The organism is Rhizobium arsenicireducens (assembly GCF_964021225.1).
The window spans coordinates 1-20827 of the sequence record NZ_CAXHYK020000002.1; the positions used below are offsets into that span (position 1 = coordinate 1).

23 protein-coding genes and 1 pseudogene are annotated in these 20827 nt (G+C 61.3%); 16 read left to right on the forward strand and 8 right to left on the reverse strand.

Annotated elements, in window-relative coordinates; genetic code table 11:
- Window positions 1-219 precede the first annotated feature (219 nt).
- Genes ACWPVA_RS20875 through ACWPVA_RS20890 form a run of 4 tightly spaced genes read left to right on the forward strand, consistent with a single transcriptional unit; the run spans window position 220 to window position 3855 of the window.
- Window positions 220-996 carry an NYN domain-containing protein gene (locus tag ACWPVA_RS20875; protein WP_454289665.1) on the forward strand — a complete coding sequence of 259 codons (777 nt, stop codon included), beginning with the start codon at window positions 220-222 and terminating at the stop codon, window positions 994-996.
- Window positions 997-1011: 15 nt separating this feature from the next.
- Window positions 1012-1317, forward strand: a complete 306-nt coding sequence (locus ACWPVA_RS20880) for a mobilization protein (protein ID WP_454289666.1) — start codon at window positions 1012-1014, stop codon at window positions 1315-1317.
- The gene (locus ACWPVA_RS20885) at window positions 1314-2963 is read left to right on the forward strand and encodes a type IV secretory system conjugative DNA transfer family protein (RefSeq protein ID WP_454289667.1); all 1650 of its coding nucleotides are present in this window, start codon (window positions 1314-1316) and stop codon (window positions 2961-2963) included. The genes ACWPVA_RS20880 and ACWPVA_RS20885 overlap by 4 nt, the downstream gene beginning before the upstream one ends.
- Window positions 2950-3855, forward strand: coding sequence for a HEPN domain-containing protein (locus ACWPVA_RS20890; RefSeq protein ID WP_103466548.1), 906 nt, complete (start codon window positions 2950-2952; stop codon window positions 3853-3855). The genes ACWPVA_RS20885 and ACWPVA_RS20890 overlap by 14 nt, the downstream gene beginning before the upstream one ends.
- A gap of 489 nt (window positions 3856-4344) precedes the next feature.
- Here ACWPVA_RS20890 and ACWPVA_RS20895 read toward each other — a convergent pair whose 3' ends face one another.
- The 7 genes from ACWPVA_RS20895 to ACWPVA_RS20925 form a co-directional block, all read right to left on the reverse strand.
- On the reverse strand, window positions 4345-4707 hold the full coding sequence (locus tag ACWPVA_RS20895; protein WP_454289668.1) for a hypothetical protein: 363 nt from the start codon (window positions 4705-4707) through the stop codon (window positions 4345-4347).
- A 395-nt stretch (window positions 4708-5102) separates the two neighbouring features.
- The gene (locus ACWPVA_RS20900; protein ID WP_023513691.1) at window positions 5103-5396 is read right to left on the reverse strand and encodes a hypothetical protein; all 294 of its coding nucleotides are present in this window, start codon (window positions 5394-5396) and stop codon (window positions 5103-5105) included.
- Window positions 5397-5403: 7 nt separating this feature from the next.
- Window positions 5404-6057: a ParA family protein gene (locus ACWPVA_RS20905; protein ID WP_023513690.1), complete on the reverse strand. Its 654-nt coding sequence runs from the start codon at window positions 6055-6057 to the stop codon at window positions 5404-5406.
- Between the two features lie 123 nt (window positions 6058-6180).
- Window positions 6181-6489, reverse strand: a complete 309-nt coding sequence (locus ACWPVA_RS20910) for a type II toxin-antitoxin system RelE/ParE family toxin (RefSeq protein WP_103466544.1) — start codon at window positions 6487-6489, stop codon at window positions 6181-6183.
- On the reverse strand, window positions 6486-6755 hold the full coding sequence (locus ACWPVA_RS20915; RefSeq protein ID WP_454289669.1) for a CopG family ribbon-helix-helix protein: 270 nt from the start codon (window positions 6753-6755) through the stop codon (window positions 6486-6488). The genes ACWPVA_RS20910 and ACWPVA_RS20915 overlap by 4 nt, the downstream gene beginning before the upstream one ends.
- A 260-nt stretch (window positions 6756-7015) precedes the next feature.
- Entirely contained in the window at window positions 7016-7894 is an 879-nt protein-coding gene (locus ACWPVA_RS20920; RefSeq protein WP_103466542.1) for a helix-turn-helix domain-containing protein, read from the reverse strand.
- A gap of 231 nt (window positions 7895-8125) precedes the next feature.
- Entirely contained in the window at window positions 8126-8335 is a 210-nt protein-coding gene (locus ACWPVA_RS20925; RefSeq protein ID WP_037406665.1) for a ribbon-helix-helix domain-containing protein, read from the reverse strand.
- A 439-nt stretch (window positions 8336-8774) separates the two neighbouring features.
- Between ACWPVA_RS20925 and ACWPVA_RS20930 the strand changes: the two genes are divergently transcribed.
- The 11 genes and pseudogenes from ACWPVA_RS20930 to ACWPVA_RS20980 all read left to right on the forward strand — a co-directional run bounded on the left by ACWPVA_RS20930 (window position 8775) and on the right by ACWPVA_RS20980 (window position 19384).
- Window positions 8775-9380 (forward strand): recombinase family protein, encoded by a 606-nt coding sequence (locus ACWPVA_RS20930; RefSeq protein WP_003501158.1) that lies wholly within the window; start codon window positions 8775-8777, stop codon window positions 9378-9380.
- Between the two features lie 16 nt (window positions 9381-9396).
- Complete coding sequence (locus ACWPVA_RS20935; protein ID WP_003501156.1) at window positions 9397-12366, forward strand: Tn3 family transposase; 2970 nt, start codon at window positions 9397-9399, stop codon at window positions 12364-12366.
- Between the two features lie 33 nt (window positions 12367-12399).
- Window positions 12400-12594: pseudogene (locus tag ACWPVA_RS20940) on the forward strand (integrase); the annotation flags it as partial.
- Between the two features lie 355 nt (window positions 12595-12949).
- Window positions 12950-13696 carry a phosphonate metabolism transcriptional regulator PhnF gene (gene phnF / locus ACWPVA_RS20945; RefSeq protein WP_024899717.1) on the forward strand — a complete coding sequence of 249 codons (747 nt, stop codon included), beginning with the start codon at window positions 12950-12952 and terminating at the stop codon, window positions 13694-13696.
- The gene (phnG, locus tag ACWPVA_RS20950) at window positions 13693-14148 is read left to right on the forward strand and encodes a phosphonate C-P lyase system protein PhnG (protein WP_107328120.1); all 456 of its coding nucleotides are present in this window, start codon (window positions 13693-13695) and stop codon (window positions 14146-14148) included. The genes phnF and phnG overlap by 4 nt, the downstream gene beginning before the upstream one ends.
- Window positions 14148-14705: a phosphonate C-P lyase system protein PhnH gene (phnH, locus tag ACWPVA_RS20955; protein ID WP_036568189.1), complete on the forward strand. Its 558-nt coding sequence runs from the start codon at window positions 14148-14150 to the stop codon at window positions 14703-14705. The genes phnG and phnH overlap by 1 nt, the downstream gene beginning before the upstream one ends.
- Window positions 14705-15790, forward strand: coding sequence for a carbon-phosphorus lyase complex subunit PhnI (locus ACWPVA_RS20960; protein ID WP_454289670.1), 1086 nt, complete (start codon window positions 14705-14707; stop codon window positions 15788-15790). Before phnH ends, ACWPVA_RS20960 begins: the two co-directional genes overlap by 1 nt.
- On the forward strand, window positions 15787-16701 hold the full coding sequence (locus tag ACWPVA_RS20965; protein ID WP_024899721.1) for an alpha-D-ribose 1-methylphosphonate 5-phosphate C-P-lyase PhnJ: 915 nt from the start codon (window positions 15787-15789) through the stop codon (window positions 16699-16701). The genes ACWPVA_RS20960 and ACWPVA_RS20965 overlap by 4 nt, the downstream gene beginning before the upstream one ends.
- Window positions 16698-17513, forward strand: coding sequence for an ATP-binding cassette domain-containing protein (locus ACWPVA_RS20970; RefSeq protein WP_036568190.1), 816 nt, complete (start codon window positions 16698-16700; stop codon window positions 17511-17513). Before ACWPVA_RS20965 ends, ACWPVA_RS20970 begins: the two co-directional genes overlap by 4 nt.
- 7 nt (window positions 17514-17520) lie before the next feature.
- Entirely contained in the window at window positions 17521-18228 is a 708-nt protein-coding gene (locus ACWPVA_RS20975) for a phosphonate C-P lyase system protein PhnL (protein WP_024899723.1), read from the forward strand.
- Entirely contained in the window at window positions 18215-19384 is a 1170-nt protein-coding gene (locus ACWPVA_RS20980) for an alpha-D-ribose 1-methylphosphonate 5-triphosphate diphosphatase (RefSeq protein WP_024899724.1), read from the forward strand. The genes ACWPVA_RS20975 and ACWPVA_RS20980 overlap by 14 nt, the downstream gene beginning before the upstream one ends.
- 215 nt (window positions 19385-19599) lie before the next feature.
- Here ACWPVA_RS20980 and ACWPVA_RS20985 read toward each other — a convergent pair whose 3' ends face one another.
- Window positions 19600-19992, reverse strand: coding sequence for a hypothetical protein (locus ACWPVA_RS20985; RefSeq protein ID WP_024899725.1), 393 nt, complete (start codon window positions 19990-19992; stop codon window positions 19600-19602).
- A 207-nt stretch (window positions 19993-20199) separates the two neighbouring features.
- On the opposite strand from ACWPVA_RS20985, the gene ACWPVA_RS20990 reads away from it, so the two are divergent.
- Entirely contained in the window at window positions 20200-20826 is a 627-nt protein-coding gene (locus ACWPVA_RS20990; protein WP_024899726.1) for a recombinase family protein, read from the forward strand.
- Window position 20827: the final 1 nt, after the last annotated feature.

Sequence of the window (20827 nt, forward strand, 5' to 3'; positions counted from 1 at the left end):
TCAAGTTACGCATAAACGCAAGTGCGCCCTTCTCAACTCAATCGCTTCGCTCTTTCGTCGCTCGGTGTGGCGCTTGTGGCAAGGTTGATGCGATGAACTGAAGGCCGGATTTTGCTGCAAAAGCAGCGAATTTGCAAGGTGACACAAGATGCTGCGGTCAGAAACGCTTGAGCCGGGTGTGTCTTCGTATAATCTGACCGCAAGCGGAGGGAAGTGAAGATGGCAAATGACAATAGCCCGGCATTGGCGCTTCTGATCGACGGCGACAATGCTTCTCACAAGATCGTCGCCGGCCTTCTTGCTGAAATCGCCAACTATGGAACCGCCAGTGTCAAGCGCATCTATGGCGACTGGACCAAGCCGAACCTGAATGGCTGGAAAGAGTGCTTGCTGGAACATTCCATCCAGCCGGTCCAGCAATTCGCCTACACGGCCGGCAAGAACGCCACCGATGGCGCAATGATTATCGACGCTATGGACCTGCTTTATACCGGGCGCTTTTCCGGCTTCTGCATCGTCTCAAGCGATAGCGATTTCGCCCGCCTCGCCGCGCGCATCCGCGAACAGGGCGTCACCGTCTATGGCTTCGGGGAGCGAAAGACGCCCCGCCCCTTCATCACCGCTTGCGACAAGTTCGTTTATTTCGACGTGCTCAACACGGCCGGGGAACAGAAGGAAGCGGAAGCCGTCGCCGCACCCAAGGCAGCCGCCGCCAAACCTGCGCTGGCGAAAGCGGCACTCGATCGCGCTGCTCTCGACATGCTGGCGAAAGCTGTCACCGCCTCGGCCGACGAAGACGGCCGCGCCAATCTGGCCCGCGTCGGCGCGCACCTGGCGAAACAGTCGCCGGATTTCGACGCCCGCAACTATGGCTTTCCCCGTCTCTCCGATCTGGTCGAGGCGTCGGGCATTGTCGAGGTCGAGCGCATTGGCGACAACCCGAAAATCATCATGGTTCGCCTCAAGGGTGAAGCAACCGCCCGTCCCGCGAAATAAGGAGGGAAACGACATATGGCGCGCAAGACGATCGAACAACGGTTGGCCGAACTGGACGCACAGCGCGCCAGTCTCAAGGCACGGCTCGGGAAACAGGAACGGGCGAATGACACGCGCCGCAAGGTACTGCTCGGCGCGCTCGTCCTGCACCGGCTCGAAAACTCCAACGATCCCGATTTCACCAATCGCCTGACAGCTTGGTTGCGCAAGGAACTGCCCGGCTTCCTGACACGCGACGGCGACAAGGAACTCTTTGCCGATCTGCTTGGCAAGCCTGAAGCCGCGCAACCGGCAAGCAATAATGGGGAGGCCGCTTCATGAACCAGGCGACACTTGCATGGGCCGCGTTCAAGAACATGCTGCGGCAGGCGAGACGTGATCCGATATGGGCAATGATGAGCATCATCATGTCGCCCGTTCGGCTGTTCCAATATTTGCTCGGCATGGTGATCATAATTTTCATCGTCGGCTTGGTTCTGTCGCTCCTTGCTGCTGTGATCCCGTCTCAATTGTGGCCGCTGCGCGTGGTCGCCCTTGTTGGCGTTCTGGTGGTCCTCGCCGTGCTCGCGTTCCGAATACTGACGAATCTGATGATCCAGCATTTCGGGGATTTGGACGATGCGACCCATGGTACGGCCCGCTTCGCCACCAACAAGGAAGTTGCACCCCTCACCCGCAACGGCTCCGGCCTGCTGATCGGCCGCGACGCAAAAACGGGAAAACTGATGCGCTATGACGGCCCTGCCCATCTGCTGACGATGGCACCGACGCGCACCGGCAAGGGGGTTGGAACCATCATCCCTAACCTGCTCACCGCTGACCGCTCCGTGATCTGCATCGACCCCAAGGGCGAAAATGCCAAGATCGCCGGCCGCGCCCGCCAGACCTTCGGCCCGGTCCACGTCCTCGACCCCTTCGGCGTTTCCGGCCAGCCCTCGGCCGCCTTCAATCCGCTCGACATGCTCGACCCCGCCAGCCTCGATGTCGCGGAAGATGCAAGCACCCTGGCCGACGCACTCGTGTTCGATGAGCCGGGCATGGCCGGCGAGGCGCATTGGAACGAGGAAGCCAAGGCACTGATCGGCGGCATGATCCTCCACATTGCCGTCACGGAGCCGCGTGACAGGCGAACGCTCGCCACCTTGCGCGAGAACCTGACCCTGGCTCCTGAAGCCTTCACGGCGCTCCTGAAGGACATGCAGGCGTCAACCGCCGCCTCCGGCCTGGTCGCCCGCGCCGCAAATCGTCACCTCGGCAAGTCCGACCGCGAGGCGGCCGGCGTGCTATCGGCGGCGCAGCGCCATACCCATTTCCTCGATAGCCCGCGCATGGCGGCGGTCCTCGCCCGATCGGATTTCCGCTTTGCCGATCTCAAAAGCCGCAACGTCTCGGTGTTCCTCGTCCTGCCGCCCGATCGGCTCTCGACCTATTCGCGCTGGCTGCGCCTGCTCGTCACACAAAGCCTGCTCGAAATGGCCCGCACGCCCGGCAGGCCGGCCGTGCCGGTCCTCTATCTGCTTGATGAGTTCGCTTCTCTCGGCCACCTGGCCCCGGTCGAACGCGCTATGGGCCTCATGGCCGGCTACGGCGTCCAGCTCTGGCCGATCCTGCAAGACGTTCACCAGCTCCGCGCCACCTACGGGCAGCGCGCCGGCACCTTCCTGTCAAATGCCGGCGTTCTACAGGTCTTCGGCGTCAACGATCATGAGAGCGCCCGCCTCGTCTCCGACATGCTCGGGCAATCCACGGTCGTCTTTGAAAGCATGGGCCGTGCGCTCAATTCCGAAAAGACAGGGATTTCCTACGGCGAACAGCATGTCGGCCGCCCGCTGCTCACTCCGGATGAGGTCCGCAACATGCCGCAGAACATCGAATTGCTGTTCCTGGCCGGGCAACGCCCGATCCTCGCCGGTAAGCTCGCCTACTATGCCGATTCCGAGTTCCGGGGGCTGTATGACGCTCCCTGATCGCCTCGACCATCTGCCCGGCAAAAAGCGCCGCGAGCTGGAACGCGCGGCGCAAATCCTGTTCGGTGAATTTGAGGATTCCCTAAAATCCAAGCTCTCCGAGAAAGGCAGGCGCGGCCGCATTCTCAAGCTGATCCTGTTCGGTTCCTATGCGCGCGGCGATTGGGTCGAGGATCGCAAGAGCGGCTATCGCTCTGACTATGATTTGCTCGTCGTCGTCAATTACGAGAGCTTCGGGGAACAATATGAATCCTGGGAAAAGGCGGCGGAACTGTTCCTGCAAGAACTGACCATCACGCGCCGGCTCTCTGCGCCGGTCAACTTCATCGTCCACACCTATCAGGACTTGAACGACCAGCTCGCCCACGGCCGCCCCTTCTTCGTGGACATAGCCCGCGACGGTATCGTGCTCTACGAAACGCCCGGTCATCCCCTCGCTGAGCCGAAGCCTCTAGCGCCGGAGGTCGCGAGAGAGGAAGCGCGACGACACTTTGAGCATTGGTTTCCCGACGCCGCCGAGTTTCAGGCCGGGGCCACGTTCTACCGGGATCGGGGAAATCTCCGCCTCGCTGCCTTCTCGCTCCATCAAGCCGCTGAACGCCTCTATCATTGCACCCTGCTCGTCCTAACGCTCTACTCGCCGAAATCGCATCGCCTGTCCGTTCTACGATCCCACGCGGAGAGGATCGCGCCCCGGCTGATTGAGGTCTGGCCGCGCGATACCCGTTCCGCCAAGCGCTGCTTTACCCGTCTCGATCGCGCCTATGTCGATGCGCGCTATTCCCCGGCCTACGAAATCACCGGCGAGGAACTGGCCTGGCTGGTCGACCGTGTGAAGGCGCTGCAAGAAACCGTCGCCGCGATCTGCGCCGAACGGCTCGCCGGGACATGAAAAACAGTCCCGGCGCTAAAGCAACATCTATGTGAAAAGCCGAATCGCGCATTCACTCATTCACCGATTCACTCAATCGCTGAAAAGCACAGCGGCAGATTCACTCATTCACCTAATCGGCAAATCGCCCACGCGCGGCGTGTGGCGGCCGCCCCTCGGGCGAAACGGCTAACGGTATACCGTTAGCCTATCCTGCCATCCCTTTCTCACGCGGAATAACAGCCTATTTGTTCATGTCGCGAACGACCCATTTAAAGAAGAAATAGACCGCTGCTGCCATACAAAACAGCGGCATGAGGTTGGCTAGGGTCTGCATCTATCCGTCTCGTCTGTTCCACGTTCCCCCCAGGAATTTCAATGCGGTCCCGGCGCTAACGCACCGGGGCTTTGTTACTGGCGGCCCTCCGGCTCTCTACGGCACTAGATGGGAGTGCGTTCGCCTCCGGGCCGGCGCGGCTGTCGCCGCGTCCTGCCCCCCCTGTCACGGCGTCAATGCAGCGCCGTTTTTCCGGGCCGGGGCAGCTCGCGCACCGCACCTTTGACAATCTTCCGAAGCTGTTGCCAGCCCGGAAGGTTACGCTCGGCCACGCGCTCTTGAATCGCGGTCAGTATCCAGCCGGCCGCCGCAACATCATCAGCGGTCTTGTAGGCATTGAAACGCTCGAAACAGGCAACGATACGTGGCCGTGCTGAACCTTCATCGTCCAGGCCGATCGTCGCCACAAGCGAACGCGCATCCTGATAGGCGTTCGCGATTCGCTGCTTGTCGCCGGATTCGCTCGTGGCGATCACCTTGACGGTGAAAAGCAGCATGTCCAGCAAATCGGCACTTTCATGAAACTGTGTCTTCATCCGGCCTCCTGCGCCCTGCCCCTGCCTATGCGCCCTCGAAACAGGGCCGGCCGCATCAGGGGATCAGTGATGCGCAAGAGTGCGGGAACCGGGTGTTGGAATCTCCGAGGTTAGTCGGGACACGAACGCCTTTAGCGCAAGCCTGGACATGCGCGCCCGTCACCCGGTCGCCGCAAGGTCCATCTATATCTAACCTTCCGAGGATTCCACGCCCCGGCCCGCGTCTCCACAGGCGTCAACGACTATAACGGAAAAAACTGAGAGTTTGCAGCCACCAATTGGTACGACCTGACCACGCCCGCGACGGTAGCCCCCGGCCGGCCCGCTCTGATCATATTGGGCCGTAGGGCCGGCCGGGGGCGGGTTACTTTCCTGTGCAGTTGTGCAGTTGTGCACTAACGATCGCCAAATTTCCGGGCGGCCCCTTCCCTGCTGTAAAGCTCGTCAATCGCGCGTTTGATGAGCTGCGAGTTGTCGAGGTCGAGGCGTGCCCTGAGAACGGCCACCTTTTCCACGGTGTCCCTATCGAAATAGCCGCCGATATGCTTGAGGCCGCTTCGGCTTGCAGCTCGCCCACGATCGGCGGGGGCCGGCGCGCTGCTCGCCTTCGGCTCCGGGCGCTCGTCCTGCTGTTCGGGCAGGTTCATTTTCGACAGGAAATCCTGTGCGGTCGCTTTCGTCTTCGCCATACTTTCCTCACGCTCTCTTGTGCACAGGTGCACTTGTGCTCAATTGCAATTCTGCCGCAACCCATTGCCAGAGCGCTTGCAGCTCTGCGGCGGCTTTGCCCTCCGGCTCCATTTCAAAGGCGGTCATGCCCTCCCGGCTCGCGTCCCGATGCACCTTGAAACGGTGAAGGACGGCCGGGACCATAGGAAGCCTGACCGTCTCGAACACCTGTCGGGCAATGTCTTCCTCGGCGCGGCTATTCGGCTGCGCCATCGTCAAGACGGCGGCGGCCGGCTTCTCTGTCGATCGTGCAAGGCGCGCGGTCCTGGGAAGCTGCTCATAGGCTTCGATGTCGGGCGAGCACGGTACAAGCACGAGGTCGCAGGATTCGACGGCGGCCGGCGCTTCGGTGCTCCGGGCGGGCGGGGTGTCGATGACAACCAGGTCGCAGCCGGCTTCCTCTGCCTGCCGCAACAGTTTCGGCAGCTCGATCTCGGTTGCGAAGCGCACAACGGGGAGCGGGTCTTTCCGGCGCTCGGCCCATTGTCCGGTCGATTGCTGCGTGTCCATATCCAGCACGAGGACGTTCAAGCCGGCCTTCGCACCGGCAACGCCAAGGGCTTTCGCGAGCGTCGATTTGCCGACGCCGCCTTTCTGCATGGCGATAGCTATAGTTTTCATGTGCAATACCGCATTTTTGCAAAAGCTCCGTTGTGCACAATTGCAGAGTTGAACATTGCCAGCCTATAGGCTTTCAGTCAACGGAGCTTTTGTGCAATTGATCCATTGTGCATCTGTGCACAGTCAGTTAGGCCATTCCTCGGCCGGCCAATCCCGCGACGTATGGATAACCCGCACGATCACGACGCATTCGCGGCCGGCGATCGTGCGCAGCTCATAGGCGATGATGTAGGGCAGGCGGGAGACGGACTTTTCGTAGCTTCCTGTCACGCGGCCGGGCCGGCCCATCGCCATCTCCCCAAGCGCCTTGCCTACATCTCGAATCCGATCTGCGACCCGTCGCGCGGCGGCCGGGTTGTCCTGGGCAATGAAAGCGACCTGTTCTTTGATGTCGTCCAGGGCCTCGCGGGACCATGTAACCGACCGGCTCACGCTTTGCCTGCGCGCTTGGATTCCGCCGCGTCGATTGCGGCATAGATTTCCGCCATCGCCTCGTCATGGGGCACGACTTGGCCGGCCGCCGCATCGGCCATGCCGCGCTTGATGCCGTCGATGATTTCAAGCTCGCGCTCGACATAGGCGGAAACGGCCTCGGCTGCGAGGAACGATTTGCTGCGCCGGGTGTCGGCCGCGATCCGTTCCAGCTTCGTCTTGGTTTCAGGGGAAACCCGAATCGTCATGGTGGTGCTTGCTGTCATGGTGAAACCCTCGTGTTGCACTGTGTACATGGTAGCACAGCGAGCGGGGCAGAGCAAAGGCTTTGTGCATCGGTGCAATTGTGCACAAATGCACAATTTGGACACGACCTATCCGCCTGCTTTCCTCGAAAGCCCATAGCAACGGTTCCGCGAACTCGATGCTGCGGGTTTTGCTGTGATGGTGCAGTTTGCCGGCCCGCAATATGCGCGGGCCGGAACCGCCGCAGGGCCGCGTGAGCGGCCCGAACAGCGGCGACCGCTTATGTTTGCTCTATAGGTATAAATCTAGATGGGGATTCAGTCTGGTTATCGGACTCACGTTTCATCAAACCCTTTGCGATGCGTGCGAGAGCCTGTCCAACCGGGTTATCACCCGCATCAAGCAAGGTCCGCTCATCAAGGGGCAGGGTCGCCTTGTAGGCGTCGATTGCCTCGCTCCAAGCCCTTTGGTCCTGTCCGTGATCCGCAGGCGGGGGAGCGGCCTTGCCAAACCGTCCCAGGAACTCGCGGGCCTTCTCTGGCAGGGACAGGCGATAGGCGTTGCTGGCCTGCTGCACCTGTGGGCCGCGCCCTTCGTTCCCGGTCGGCTCGTAGCGCCGCAGCCAGTCGATGAAGCCATGCGCCCGCAGGTTCTTCAGCGCCCGCACGATCGTATCACGCGATCGGCCCAGGCGGTCCATGATCGTTGTGATAGACGGCTCAAGCCGGCCGGTGCGGAAGTCGATGAGATTGACGAACAACCGCAGCACATCGAGCGCCACCGATCCTAGCGGGCCGCTGCGCTCGCCCTTCTCGTGCAAGCCGGCCTCGTTGTAGATTTCGGCCGCCTTCAAGATCGCCTGTACGTCCTTGCGCGTCGTCGGCCGCCATATCTGGCCCTCGGATCGCCCCTTGAAATGGCTGCGCCGGCGAACCGGCGTCGGGCATCGTGCAGCCGGGGGAGGGAAGACCAGGCCAAGCGCGGCCTGTCCTGCCCCCCGCCACCCAGCGCGGCGCTCATGGGCGAGCGCGGAGAGCTGGCCGGCGTCTTCTTCGGAGAGCTGGCCGGCGCTGAAGCGCGTCCACACCTCCCGCATGATTTCATCAAGCGCGTTCGCACGCGCGCAGCCGATCGCGGCCGCGATTTGCGTCCTCAACATAATGTCCTTCGTCCTTCCGTTCGGAGGACATGACGGCGTGGACGGCGGACACAGCTTTCCCGTTTCCACAAGAATCAATCTTGCGGATTGGCGTGCTCTAGCGTAGATAAGGGGAGGAACTTGGCCCCGTTTGGTGTGTCTGGCGACCCCTTAGGGTTTGTCCCTCATCTACGGTGTGTCTGACGGCCTATTAAAACGCTCGACTGCTGCTAACAGTCGGGCGTTTTGCCGTTATGTCCCTTGCTGCTTCTCGATAAGTAACCTCACGGCTTCCTCAATGATGGGCGCGCGGGATGGCGCGCCCCGTTCCTCCTTGAGCCGGTCGATTGCCTCGATCAACTCATTCGGAAGGTCTGTATAAAGGTGAGTGCGACCGGCCGCCCGCACGCGTTCACGTTGGGCGGCGACTCTGTCTCTAGCGGAGATAGCGGTTTGTCTCATACGTAACTAGTTCCGCCGATTCCCTCGATTCTGCAAGCCCTTAAAATCGCAACGTTGATTTCAAAGGGTTTTTGCGATTTCTGAGCGTAATTTCCTGACTATAAAACTCCAGTTTAAGGCGACTCGTCACCGACTCAGTGGCGATTTTTGATTTGCACCAGTGCAATTGTGCACAATTGCAGGATATTTTTGTTTCGTACGAAACAACGAGAGGCCGCCATGATCTCCGACAATCCGACCCTCAAGACCTATGAGGGGCTCTGTGGTCATTTCTACATTAATACACGCTAAGGGCATTTTGCAGGTGACGGGAAACACATGATTTCCGCTCACCGTGATCGCGGGGCAAACTGGCCACGCAATAGGGCCATTTTTTGCGCGACAAACCCTGTCGGAATGTTAGGCTGTGCGGCAACACCTGATTTGAGGTTTGTCGCACATGTTGATCGGTTACATGCGGGTATCGAGTAGTGACGAGCGCCAGTCGGTTGCCTTGCAGCGCGATGCCCTGCTCGCGGCCGGGGTCGATGAGCGCCATCTCCATCAGGATCGCGCTTCCGGAGCGCGTGATGACCGGCCGGGTCTGAAGGCATGCCTCGGCGAATTGCGCGAAGGCGATGTCCTGGTCGTCTGGAAGATAGATCGGTTAGGCCGGTCACTCTCCCACTTGATCCGCATCGTCGAGGATTTGAAGGAACGTGGTGTCGCCTTCCGATCTCTCACGGAGGCGATCGACACCACGAATTCGCACGGCGCGTTTCTGTTCAACCTGTTCGGCTCGCTTGCAGAATACGAGAGAGTGCTGATCACCGAGCGGGTCAATGCCGGCCTGGCGGCGGCTCGCCGACGTGGCCGTAAGGGCGGGAGACCTCCAACGATCGATGCGGAAAAGGTCGAGCAGGTTCTAGCTGCTTTGGAAGCTGGCGCCAGCAAGGCGTCCGTGTGCCGGACGTTCAAGGTGGCGCGCTCGACCTTGATCGACACGTTGAAGCGGACTGGATGGACAGGCCCCGGCAAGACCGGCACGCCCGAAACCGTAGTTTGACGAGTGACCGTGGCTGATGGCGTTTCTCGATGAGCAATCGCGTGCCGTTTTATTCGAACCACCCGAAGCTTATGAAGATGCGCAAGCGCGCTATGCACTGACTTCCGAGGATATTGTCTTCGTCAAGGAACATCGCCGGTCGCATAATCGGCTTGGCTTTGCGATCCAACTCGCACTGGTGCGTGATCTGGGCCGTCTGCTGCGAATAGGCGAAGTTCCACCTCAGGCGGTTGTCTCTGTTGTCGCCGACCAGCTGGGCATCGACCCTGCAGTGTTCGAGTTCTACGCCCAGCGCGACGAAACGCGCCGGGAACACGCGCGCGAGATCGTCTCTGCACTGGAGCTTCAGCCTGTCCGGACGAGTGACTATCGCGAGTTGATAACGGCGGCGGCACGCGAGGCGGCGGCCACTGAACAAGGTGCGCCGATCGCCAAGGCCGTGATCGAAGCCTTGAAGGAACGAAAGTTGCTCGTTCCTATGCCGGAGCTGCTGATCCGTCTGGCACTGGCCGGCCGGGCGGCGGCGCGTCGACAAGCCTATCGCGAATTGATCCGGGATCTGGAGCAGCCTTCGATCGAGGCGCTTGATCAGCTCCTCGCTGAGCGGGCCGGCGATCGGAGCCACCTTGGCTGGATTGCGGAAGCACCTGAAGGGGCGAAACTGAAGAACCTCAAAGGCTTGATCGCCCGCCTCGAGGTATTGCGCTCAGCCGCCATTCCCGACGACCGTCGCAAGACGATCCATGCCAATCGCTACGGCATCATCGCCAGGGATGCACGCATTCTGCATGCCCGGGAGATACGACGCCTGACATCCGAACGTCGCTACGCCACGCTGGCCGCCTTCGTCATCGAGAGACAGGCGTCGATCACCGACCTGACGATCGACATGTTCTGCAAAATGATTGGGAGCAACCGCCGCAAGGCCGAGATCAGCCGCACGGAACGCCGGCTAAAAGAGGCCGAGGTTCTTGATGGGGTGGCGCTTGAGCATCTCAAGCTCGGCGAGGCGCTTCTGGCCGCTCGTGCGAGCAAAACCGATCTTGCATCGGCGATCGCAGCCTCCCTCGGCTGGGACGGATTGGTCGCCAGCATGGCGGCAGCCAGATCTGTCGTCCACCCTGATCGCAGTAACGAATTCGACGAGCTCATCAAGCGGCACAAATCGTTGCGCAAGCTGGGCAGACTGATGTTCCGCACGTTCTCGTTCCGGTCGTTTCGTGCTGATGATCCGATCCTTGTAGCAGTGGACCATCTGCGCGCGCTCTATGGCGGCCGGAAATTGCCGGCGCAGGTGCCGCTCGCCTTTCTGACCCGCAAATGGCGACGCTGCGTGCGCCCGAACAGTGCCGATATCGACCTGCGCGCCTGGGAAGTGGCGGTCCTCGTTCACCTGCGAGAGCGTCTGAGGGCCGGTGACATCTGGGTCGAAGGCAGCCGGGCATGGCGCAGTTTCGAGGATTATCTTCTGCCTCGGCCGATCTTCGAGCTGATGCGCGCCGAGGGGCGGCTCGGGCTCGCACTCCCCGACAGCTTTGCCGAATGGCGAGCAGAACGGACCGCCACGCTCGATGCGAAGCTGAAAGAGCTGGCAAAGGCGGCGGCTGCCAATGCTATTCCGGATGCAGCGATTTCCGACAAGGGCCTGTCGATCTCGCCGATCCGCGAGGAGGAGCGCGACAGCATCGTCGCGCTCAGCCGCCGACTATATGTTCTGGTGCCACGGATCAGGATCACCAGCCTGCTTGCCGAGGTGCAAAGCTGGACCAAATTCCTCGACAGCTTCACGCATTATCGTACCGGTGAGACGGCAAACGACGAGGCAGCGCTGATGGCAGCGATCCTTGCCGACGCCACCAATGCCGGAGCCGAACGTATGGCGGAAAGCTCACGCGGCGTCACGATCCACCAGATGATGCTGATGGTGGACAGGCATATGCGATCGGAAACCTACGCCACGGCGACCGCCGTGCTGGTCGATGCGCAGCAGGCCCATCCCTTTGCCGCGATCTGGGGTGACGGCCATATCTCCTCCTCGGACGGACAGTTCTTTCCGGCTGGCGGGCGTGGCGAAGCCAGCCTCGACTACAATGCAAAATACGGCAAGCGACCGGGGGCGTCGATCTATGGCTTCCTGTCCAACCGTTTTGCTTCCTTCTTCTCCCGCATGATCCAGGCATCCGAGGGCGAAGCCCCCTACGTTCTCGACGGCCTCCTTCACAACGAAAGCTCCGTCGAAATCTATGAGCACGCAACCGATACCGCTGGCGCCACCGAAACGACGTTCTCCATGTTCCACGCCTTTGGCTACAGGCTCATTCCCCGTATCCGCAATCTCGGCAATCGCAGGCTCTTTGTCATTGATCGCGATCCGGCTTACGAACCGCTCGACGCGCTGATCGCTGGAACCGTCAACATGGATGTCGTCGAGCACCACTGGGATGAGGTCTTGCGGCTGAAGGCTTCGATCGCTGCAGGTTTGGTGCCGCCTTCCGTCATCCTCAAGAAGCTGGCAGCGTCGCCGCGACAAAACCGGCTGAACCAGGCCCTGCGCGAAATGGGCCGGATAGAACGCTCGATCTTCATCTGCGACTGGCTGCTCGATACGAAACTGCGCCGCAGATCGCATGCGATCCTCAACAAGGGTGAAAGCCGTCATGCTCTCGCACGCGCCATCTTCCTCCACCAGCTCGGCGAATTGCGCAACCGCGTCGCCGAAACCATGGCTTACCGCGCGTCCGGTCTTAACCTCGTCGTCAACGCCATCATCCTGTGGAACACTGTCTATCTCAGCCGTGCTGTCGATTATATCAGCAGTCAGGGTATTATCATTCCGGACGAGCTGCTCTCCCAGGTCGCACCACTACCATGGGCGCATATCGCGCTCACCGGCGACTACCTCTGGAACGAAATTGACCGACCCCTCGAACGCTTCAGGCCAATCCGGGCTAACCGCTTCAATCCAAACAACTTCAAATTCCCTTAGCGTGTATTAATGTAGAAATGCCCACGGAGCCCCGAAATGGCCGGTCTCGATCCGAACAACTTCTCAGCCCACGGCCTGCGGTCGGGTTATCTCACGGAAGCGGCCAATCGCGGCATTCCTCTGCCTGAGGCGATGGAGCAATCACGACACAGATCCGTCCAGCAAGCTTCTGAATACTACAACAGCGCCACCAGGCGCAGTGGCAGGGCCGCAAGGCTGATGGATTGAAAAGCTCAAGAAAACTGGCGATGGCTGAATGGCTTAAACAAAGCAGTCTCCGACAAATCCGGGGCTGTTCAGATCGACCCGACGGTCCCGACGACGAAAGCCATCAGCGCCATGTCAAGCCAAGGTCCTGTCACGGTTAAGAAGAGCGCCATTTTGCCGTTCCCATCGGAAGCAAACCGCGCATCACGATGAGCAACGACAGCATCCGCAGCGATAGGCAGCTTACATCTCAACTGCAGATTGGCATTGCCCGAGGAGTGGTGGTCCCGTGCAGTTTTGAGGATCAAGGCCGCGTCATCGTTACGTCATACGCATGCGCTATCCATGATTCATTCGAATGAATCATGGATAGCGCATGCAGAGAGACACCTGGCAAATCATCAAAGACCACCTGGCCGGTGACATTGCCTCCGGCAAACTTGCTCCCGGCGCCCGGTTGCCGACGGAGCCCGAGCTGTGCGAGGTCTTCGGTGTCGGTCGCCACTCGGTCCGGCGCGCAGTTCCGGCGCTCGCGGTCGAGGGTAAGCTCAGGGTAGAACAGGGGCGCGGCACCTTCGTCGAGGCGGCCCGGCTGATAAACTACCAGATCGGGCGCAGGACGCGTTTCCGCGAGAACCTGATAGGCCAGGGCTATAAGCCTTACGGAGAGCATCTTTCCTCCACGATCGTGCCGGCACCCGACCGTGTGGCCGAGGCGCTACGCATCGCTCGCGGGGCCGAGGTCCACCGGATCATGAGGCGCGGCCTGGCCGACGACATGCCGATCAATCTCGGCATCGCCTTTCATCCGGTCGCGCTCTTTCCCGATCTAGGCGCGCGCCGCGAGGCCGGCGTTTCCGTGACCGAGATCTATCGTGACCACGGGGTCACGGACTATTTCCGCAAGAGCACCACCATCTTCACCCGCCGCGCCGAGCCGGAGGAATCCAGGCTGCTGCGGCAACATCCGGATCATCCCGTTATGATCGTCACCAAAATCGACGTCGATGCCAAGGGTACGGCGCTGGGTTACTCCGAGGCGGTCTGGGCGGGCGACCGTGTCCAGTTTTCTTTCGACAGTCTCGATGACCCCTTCGTGGGCGAGGAAGGCAAGACCCCATGACAACACAGTTCCAGCATGCCGGTGCGCCAGGCGAAGACCACGCCCGCCGGCTCGAAACCCTTGCGCGCGCCGATGCAGCCGCGCTGAAGGCCTTCGCGGAAGAGCTTCTTCCACCGCTCGGCGCGATCGACGTCATCCAGAGCCGCACAGGGCTCGCGATGCTGCCGATGCGCGACACAGTAAAGGGCACAGATTTTCATCTCGGCGAGGTGTTGGTGGCAGAGGCGCATATCCGGCTCCAGTCCAACGGCACTGAAGGCTATGGCATGATCGTCGGCCGCGACCTCGAGCGCGCCATGGCAATGGCGATCGTGGACGCCGCCGGATCGATCGAAACCCTTGCCGCGCGCGTCAGCAACTTCGTGGAAGATGAGGCCTTGACGATCGTGGCAGTCGACACCGAACGCCTTCGCGCGGTCGAGGCGACCCGCGTAGACATGGAGACCTTCTGATGAATGCCTCCGCCCTGATTGCTGTCCCCGTTCCAAACGACCTGGAGCGGCTTCACAATGCCACCTACGATGCCCTGATGTGGGCGCTCGCTCGCCCCGGCACAGTGCAATCACTGCCGCAGCTGGGCCTGGAAGCCATCGTCGAAACGCTGGTTGACCGCGAATGCCGGGTCTTTTCGGGCCACAAGACGCTCCTGCCGCTGATCGCCTCGACCGGAGCGGCGATTAGCGGCGCGCGCGACGCTGACCACGCCTTCCTCGATCTCGAAGCGGAGGCGGGCATTCGCGATCTGGCCGTCGTGCCTGCGGGCTCGCATCTCTATCCCGATGACGGCGCGACGGTGTTTTCAGGGGCGAGGATTGGCGAGGGACAAGGGCTTCGCCTGCGCGGCCCCGGCATCGAAACTTATAAGGATATCCGCCTCGGCGGCCTCAGGCCTGATGTTTGGACGCTTCGCGCGACGCGTTGCCTCTACCCGACCGGGTTCGAACTCTTCTTCATCGATGGAGACCGCGTTGTCGGTCTGCCACGCTCAACCACGGTGGAGGTGCTCTGATGGCCTATGTGGCAACTCGAGGCGGTGAACGTGCCATTGAACAGTCTGAGCGGCTCTACCGCGCAGAAATGGGGACGATTGACATGGAGCGTGTCGCGGACGTCCGCGACAGTCTGCCTTACCTGATCGATCGCGTGATGGGCGAGGCCTCGCTCTACGACCGTGATCTGGCAGCACTTGCGCTCGCCCAGGCCGGCGGCGACCTATACGAGGCGGTGCTCCTTCTGCGTGCCTGGCGGACCACCCAACCGCGCCTTGCGATCGCCGAACCGGTGACGCAGGAAAGCCTGTTCACGCACCGCCGCATTTCTGCTGTCTTCAAGGATATTCCCGGCGGTCAGGTGCTCGGCCCGACGCTCGACTATTCGCACCGTCTGCTGGCGACCGGCGTGCTGGAAGGCCAACCCTTCATGCCGGCCCCGGTTGAACCCGCGGCAAAACCTGCTCCGGCACGCCAGCCGTCGCTTGCCGCCTGGCAGAAGGCGCAGGGACTGGTCGCCGACGTCGCCGCCGACGAAGTCGCCCTTGAAGACATTCCAGACCTCACCCGCGAGCCGCTTCTCTTTCCGGCCAAGCGCGCCCATACGCTGCAAAGCCTGGCTCGCGCCGACACTGGCGGTGTGCTGGCACTCGGCTATTCGGCGATGCGCGGCTATGGCAACGCGCATCCGACCGTCAACGAACTGCGACTTGCAGAAGCGGAGGTGCGTGTGCGCCATCCCGCGGGCACGGTTTTCTCGGCTGGTCGCGTCCGCGTCTCGCAGGCGGAAGTCACGAGCAAAGGAAAAGGCGGCCAGCTTCAGCTCGGCTTCTGCGCGACACTCGGCTGGAACGAAATCAAGACCATCGCTGGCGCGACGCTGGATCTGAATTCGGCAGCGGCGGATCAGAATTCACCCGTCAACGAGGAATTCTTCCTCTACCACACCGAACCCGTAGAAGCCTCGGGTTTCTGCATCCATTTCAAGCTGCCGCACTACGTCACCTTCCAGTCTTCGCTCGACGCCTTGCGCGACGCGAAGAAGACGGCGGCCCCTGCCAGCGACGTAACGAACACACATAAGCCCGTGAAGGAGCCGTCATGAGCCTTTCCGCACTCACAAAGCCATGGGAAGCCTTCAGCTACGGCTTCCTTGATGCCTCGGCCAAGCGCGAGCTGCGCCGCAAGATGCTGAAGGCGATCGCCGTGCCCGGCTGCCAGATGCCCTATGCCAGCCGCGAGGTGCCGATTGCGCGCGGCTGGGGCACCGGCGGCCTGCAAGTGACGCTGACCCTGATCAAGCCCTCCTCCGTGATCAAGGTGATCGACCAGGGCGCCGACGACAGCGTCAACGCCGCCTCGATCCGCCGATTCCTTTCGCGCGTATCCGGCGCCGGTGAGACCTGGGACACGCAGGAGGCAACGATCATTCAGAGCCGGCACCGTATCCCTGAGGAAAAGCTGCGCGAGGATCAGATCCTCGTGCTGCAGGTGCCAAATCCCGAACCGCTGCGCCCGGTCGAGCCCAACATGTCGATCGCCCGCCAGATGCATGCCGACGCCGATTACGGCCGGCTGTGGCTGACGCTCTATGAGCAGATCGTGCGTTCGGGCCGCATCATGCAGGGCGCGTCCTACCCTTCCCTCGTCAATGGTCGCCATGTCATGACACCGTCGCCGATCCCGCGCTGGGACGTGCCAAAGCTCGACATGGCAAAGCACCTCACCTTTCTTTCGGCCGGGCGAGAGAAGCGCCTGTATGCCGTGCCGCCCTTCACGCGGGTCGAGCCGCTGGTCTTCTCCGACGTGCCCTACAAGGTCGAGGACCATGCCGACCTCACCTGCCACCGCTCAGGCGTCAGAGGTTATTTCATGAACGAGATCCCACAGGACGACGGCGGCTCACAATTCGAGCTGTCTGACAGCAATCTTGGCATCAAGGCTATTCGCCGTGCCGAGGGGCTGGACGTCAAGCAGGGCGAAACCTGGTACGAGCACGGAGCATTCCGCCCATGATCGGAGAAAATCTGGCTGCGCGGCGGCTGAATGCCCCGCAACTGATGACGACCCCGCCGCTTCTGACGATGACCGACGTCAGCAAACGCTTCGGCAGCGTGGTCGCTCTTCAGGACGTGTCCGCGACCGTCTATCCGGGCGAAGTGCTCGGCATCGTCGGCGAAAGCGGCTCGGGCAAGTCCACCCTTTTGAGGATGATGAACCTTGAGGACACGCCCGACAGCGGTGACTATCGCCTGGCCCTGCCGGAGCTCGATGGCAACCTGTTCGATCTCGACCGCTTCGCTCGCCGTATGCTTTGCGCGCGCCAGATCGGTATTGTCTATCAGAACCCGCATCTCGGGCTCCTGATGGGGCATACCAGCTCCGGCAACGTGGCCGAGCGTCTGCTCATCGCCGGCGAGCGGAGTTTCGCCGAACTGCGCTCAAAGGCGCGAGAGGCGCTCGACGCTTCGGAATTCCCTTTGGAGCGCATGGATGCGCGTCCGATCGAACTGTCCGGCGGCATGCAGCAGCGGGTGCAGCTCGCCAAGGCGATCGCCCTCGAACCGGCACTGCTCCTGCTCGACGAGCCGACCACAGGCCTCGACGTCTCGGTACAGGCACTGGTGCTTGACACCTTGAAGCGGCTGCAGCGGGACCGAGCGATCACAATGGTCATCGTCAGCCACGATCTCGGCGTGATCCGTACCATGGCCGACCGGGTCATGGTCATGCGGCGCGGTCGCGTGGTCGAGGAAGGCCTGGTCGACCAGATCTTCCAGGATCCCCAGCACGCATACACCCAGCAACTCGTTCACGCCAAATTGTGAGGCCGCCATGCAGCCCGTCCTGGAGGTGGAAGGCCTCTCGAAAACCTTCCACATGCACCATCTCGACCAGAACCTTCACGCATATTCCGATATTGGTTTCACACTGAAACCAGGCGAATTCCTGCTTTTGAGGGGCCCGAACGGCGTCGGAAAATCGACGCTTCTGCGCACCCTCTATCGCAGCTACCTTCCACGCGCGGGCCAGATCTGGTATCACACGGCTGAAGGCCGCATCGACCTTGCCAGGGCAGCCGATGTCGATATCGCGTTTCTGCGCCGGCGTGAGATCGGTTTCGTCACGCAATTCCTGATCGCCCGTCCGCGGGTTCCTGCCGAGGATATCGTTGCCGAACCCTTGCGCCAAGCGGGCATGCAGCACGAAGAAGCGCTCGTCGAGGCGCGGCGCTGGCTGGAGGCCTTCGGCGTCAAGCGCAATCTCTGGAAAGCCTATCCCACCACCTTTTCCGGCGGCGAACAGCAGAAGGTGAACCTCGCACGAGCGCTCATCCTGCCGCAGCGGCTGTTGCTGCTCGATGAGCCCACGGCCTCCCTCGATGCCGGCGCCCGAAAGGCGCTGGTCGACCGTCTCGCCGACCTCAAGGCGCAGGGTGTCGCCATGATCGGCGTCTTTCACCACCCGGGCGATGTAGCGGGTCTCATCGACCGGGAAATCGAACTTCATGCTTTTGAGGAACTTGCCAATGTGGATCTCTGATTGCCGGGTGGTGCTGCTAGACCGCATGCTGCCGAACGCTGCGGTGCGCATCGAGGACGGAATGATCGCCGAAATCTCGGAAAAACCCGTCGCCAATGCCGATATGTCGGCGCAAGGCCTGATCCTTATGCCGGGCTTCATCGACATGCACGGCGACATGGTGGAACGCGAGGTGGAACCACGGCCGAATGTGCGCATGCCGCTTGAGCTCGGTCTGCGCGATCTCGACCGCCGTCTTGCTGTTTCCGGCGTCACGACCGCCTATGCCGCGCTATCCTTTAGCCCGGCTTCGACCTACGGGCACCTGCGCAGCTACGAGCACACCAGCAGCGTCATTCGCGCTATCAAGACCATGCGCGACCAGCTATTGGTCGATCACAAAGTCCATGCCCGCTTCGAAATCACCTTCCCCAAGGCGCTTGCCGTGATCGAGGAGCTGATCGCCGAGGGTTCCGTAGATCTGATCTCGCTCAACGATCGTACGCCGGGACAGGGTCAGTATCGCAATGTGGAGCGCCACGTCGAAAGGCTCGCCCGCGACAAGGGCACGAGCCTCGAAGAGGCCGCACAGTCGATCGCGCGGCGCATCGAGGAACGCACCCAGCCTGCCGACGTAATGACGCATACGCTGGATGCGATCTCCAAAGCCTGCCATGCCCATGGTGTGGTGATCGCCAGCCACGACGACGACACCGTGGCCAAGGTGCAGTTGATGCACTCGCTTGGCGTCCTGATCAGCGAGTTCCCGGTCACCCTCGAGGCCGCCGCCGAGGCGAAGAGGCTCGGCCTGATGAACGCCATGGGCGCGCCAAACGCGCTGCGCGGACAGTCCTATTCAGGCAATCTTTCGGCGCGCGACGCTCATGCCGCCGGACTGCTGGATATCCTGGCCGCCGATTATCATCCCTCGGCCATCCTGCCGGCGGTGCTGGAACTGTCAAAAACCGACAAGCACGGACTTTCCGGTGCCTGCCGGCTGGCGACGTCCAATCCAGCCCAGGCGCTCGGGCTTTCCGATCGCGGCGAGATCGCAGTCGGAAAAAAAGCCGACCTCCTTGTCGCCGACGACAACGGCATCGGCCATGTCCGCTGCGTCTTCCGGGGCGGCCGCAAAATCTATTCCGACGGTTCGCTCACTTTAGCCCGCGCAGCGTAAGATCGCGAGGGAGCCTATCACTGTGAGACGGGCCGTGCATTGCGCGGCCCGTTTCTCTTTTGCCCTTGTCTACAGGGCTTGGAGCGCCGCTGAGGCTGCTACAGAACTGTCGCAAATCCTCCAATTTAAATTCATTCGGATGATATGTCGCTGTCACAGGGGTCTGAGTAGCAACGGAACAGAAAACCTACATAAGGGATTTCACAGCTCAGCGGTCAGCGCCAGCGGCCCAGCTCCTTGATCGTTTTCCTGTGGCATTTGAGGTGATGCTTCATCAGCCTGATGTCGTGGGGGTAATCCTGCTCCGGCCGAAACTCGTAATCCGGATCGATGTGGAATTGGTTGCGGGTAAAACACTCGAACAGATTGATGTCGCCCCAGGTGTCGATAACCTGTTCGAGGCTTTTCGCCATATGATGCAACGGCGAACCAGGTCCGTCCTCAGCCCTCATCTTATGAAGGCGCAAATGGATGTGTTGCAGCATGTCGGTGCGCATGTAGCTGTTCAAAAGCATGAGCGAGTGGGTCGGTGTCTTCGGAACAGCAAAGCCCATCTTATCTTCTGGCTGCAGGTCCGCGACATCCTGGTGGTCGTCGTTGTCAGTCATCACGTTTCGCTCGCAAGAGATTTTGCCCCGCCGGTGGCATCCACAAAAGCCCTGCCCGAACGTCGCAACAAACCCCGGTTTGATGTGACGCCGCAAAGCAGATCGCAACAATTTCCGCAGAGCGGTCAAATTCTATAAATACCCGTGCAGAAACCTATAGCCGATAAACTCTCTGCCGTCTAAGTTAATGTGAAACGGGGAGCGCCGATGCTGATTGGTTATATGCGGGTTTCGACCATCGAGCAGAATCTCGATCTCCAACGCGACGGTCTTGAACGCGCCGGATGTGAGAAGATTTTCGACGACGTATGCTCGGGCCGTGCAACAGAACGGCCGGGTTTGGCTAAAGCGCTTGAGATCGCGCGGGCTGGTGACGCTCTGGTAGTGTGGAAGCTCGATCGCATCGGCCGCTCGCTTGCCCATGTGGTCGGCCTGGTCAGCGACCTTCAGAAGCAAGGGATCGGCCTGAAGGTCCTGACCGGCGACGTAGACACCACGACGACAACCGGGCGCCTCGTCTTCGGCATCTTTGCCACCCTGGCGGAGTTCGAGCGCGATCTCATCCACGAACGCACCATGGCGGGGCTGGCAGCGGCGCGTGCCCGAGGCCGGGCTGGTGGGCGCCCGCGCGTCATGACACTGAAGAAGCTGAAGGCGGCCATGGCCATGATGGCAGATCGCGACAACGCTGCGCGTGATGTCGCGGCTGAACTCGGTGTGTCGTTGTCGACGCTCTATGCCTACGTCGATGCCAAGGGAAAGCCTCGCGAGCGGGCAAGTGATCTGCTGGCAAGCAAGCGTCGAGCGAAACGCGACAATAGCATGCAGGCGTAAA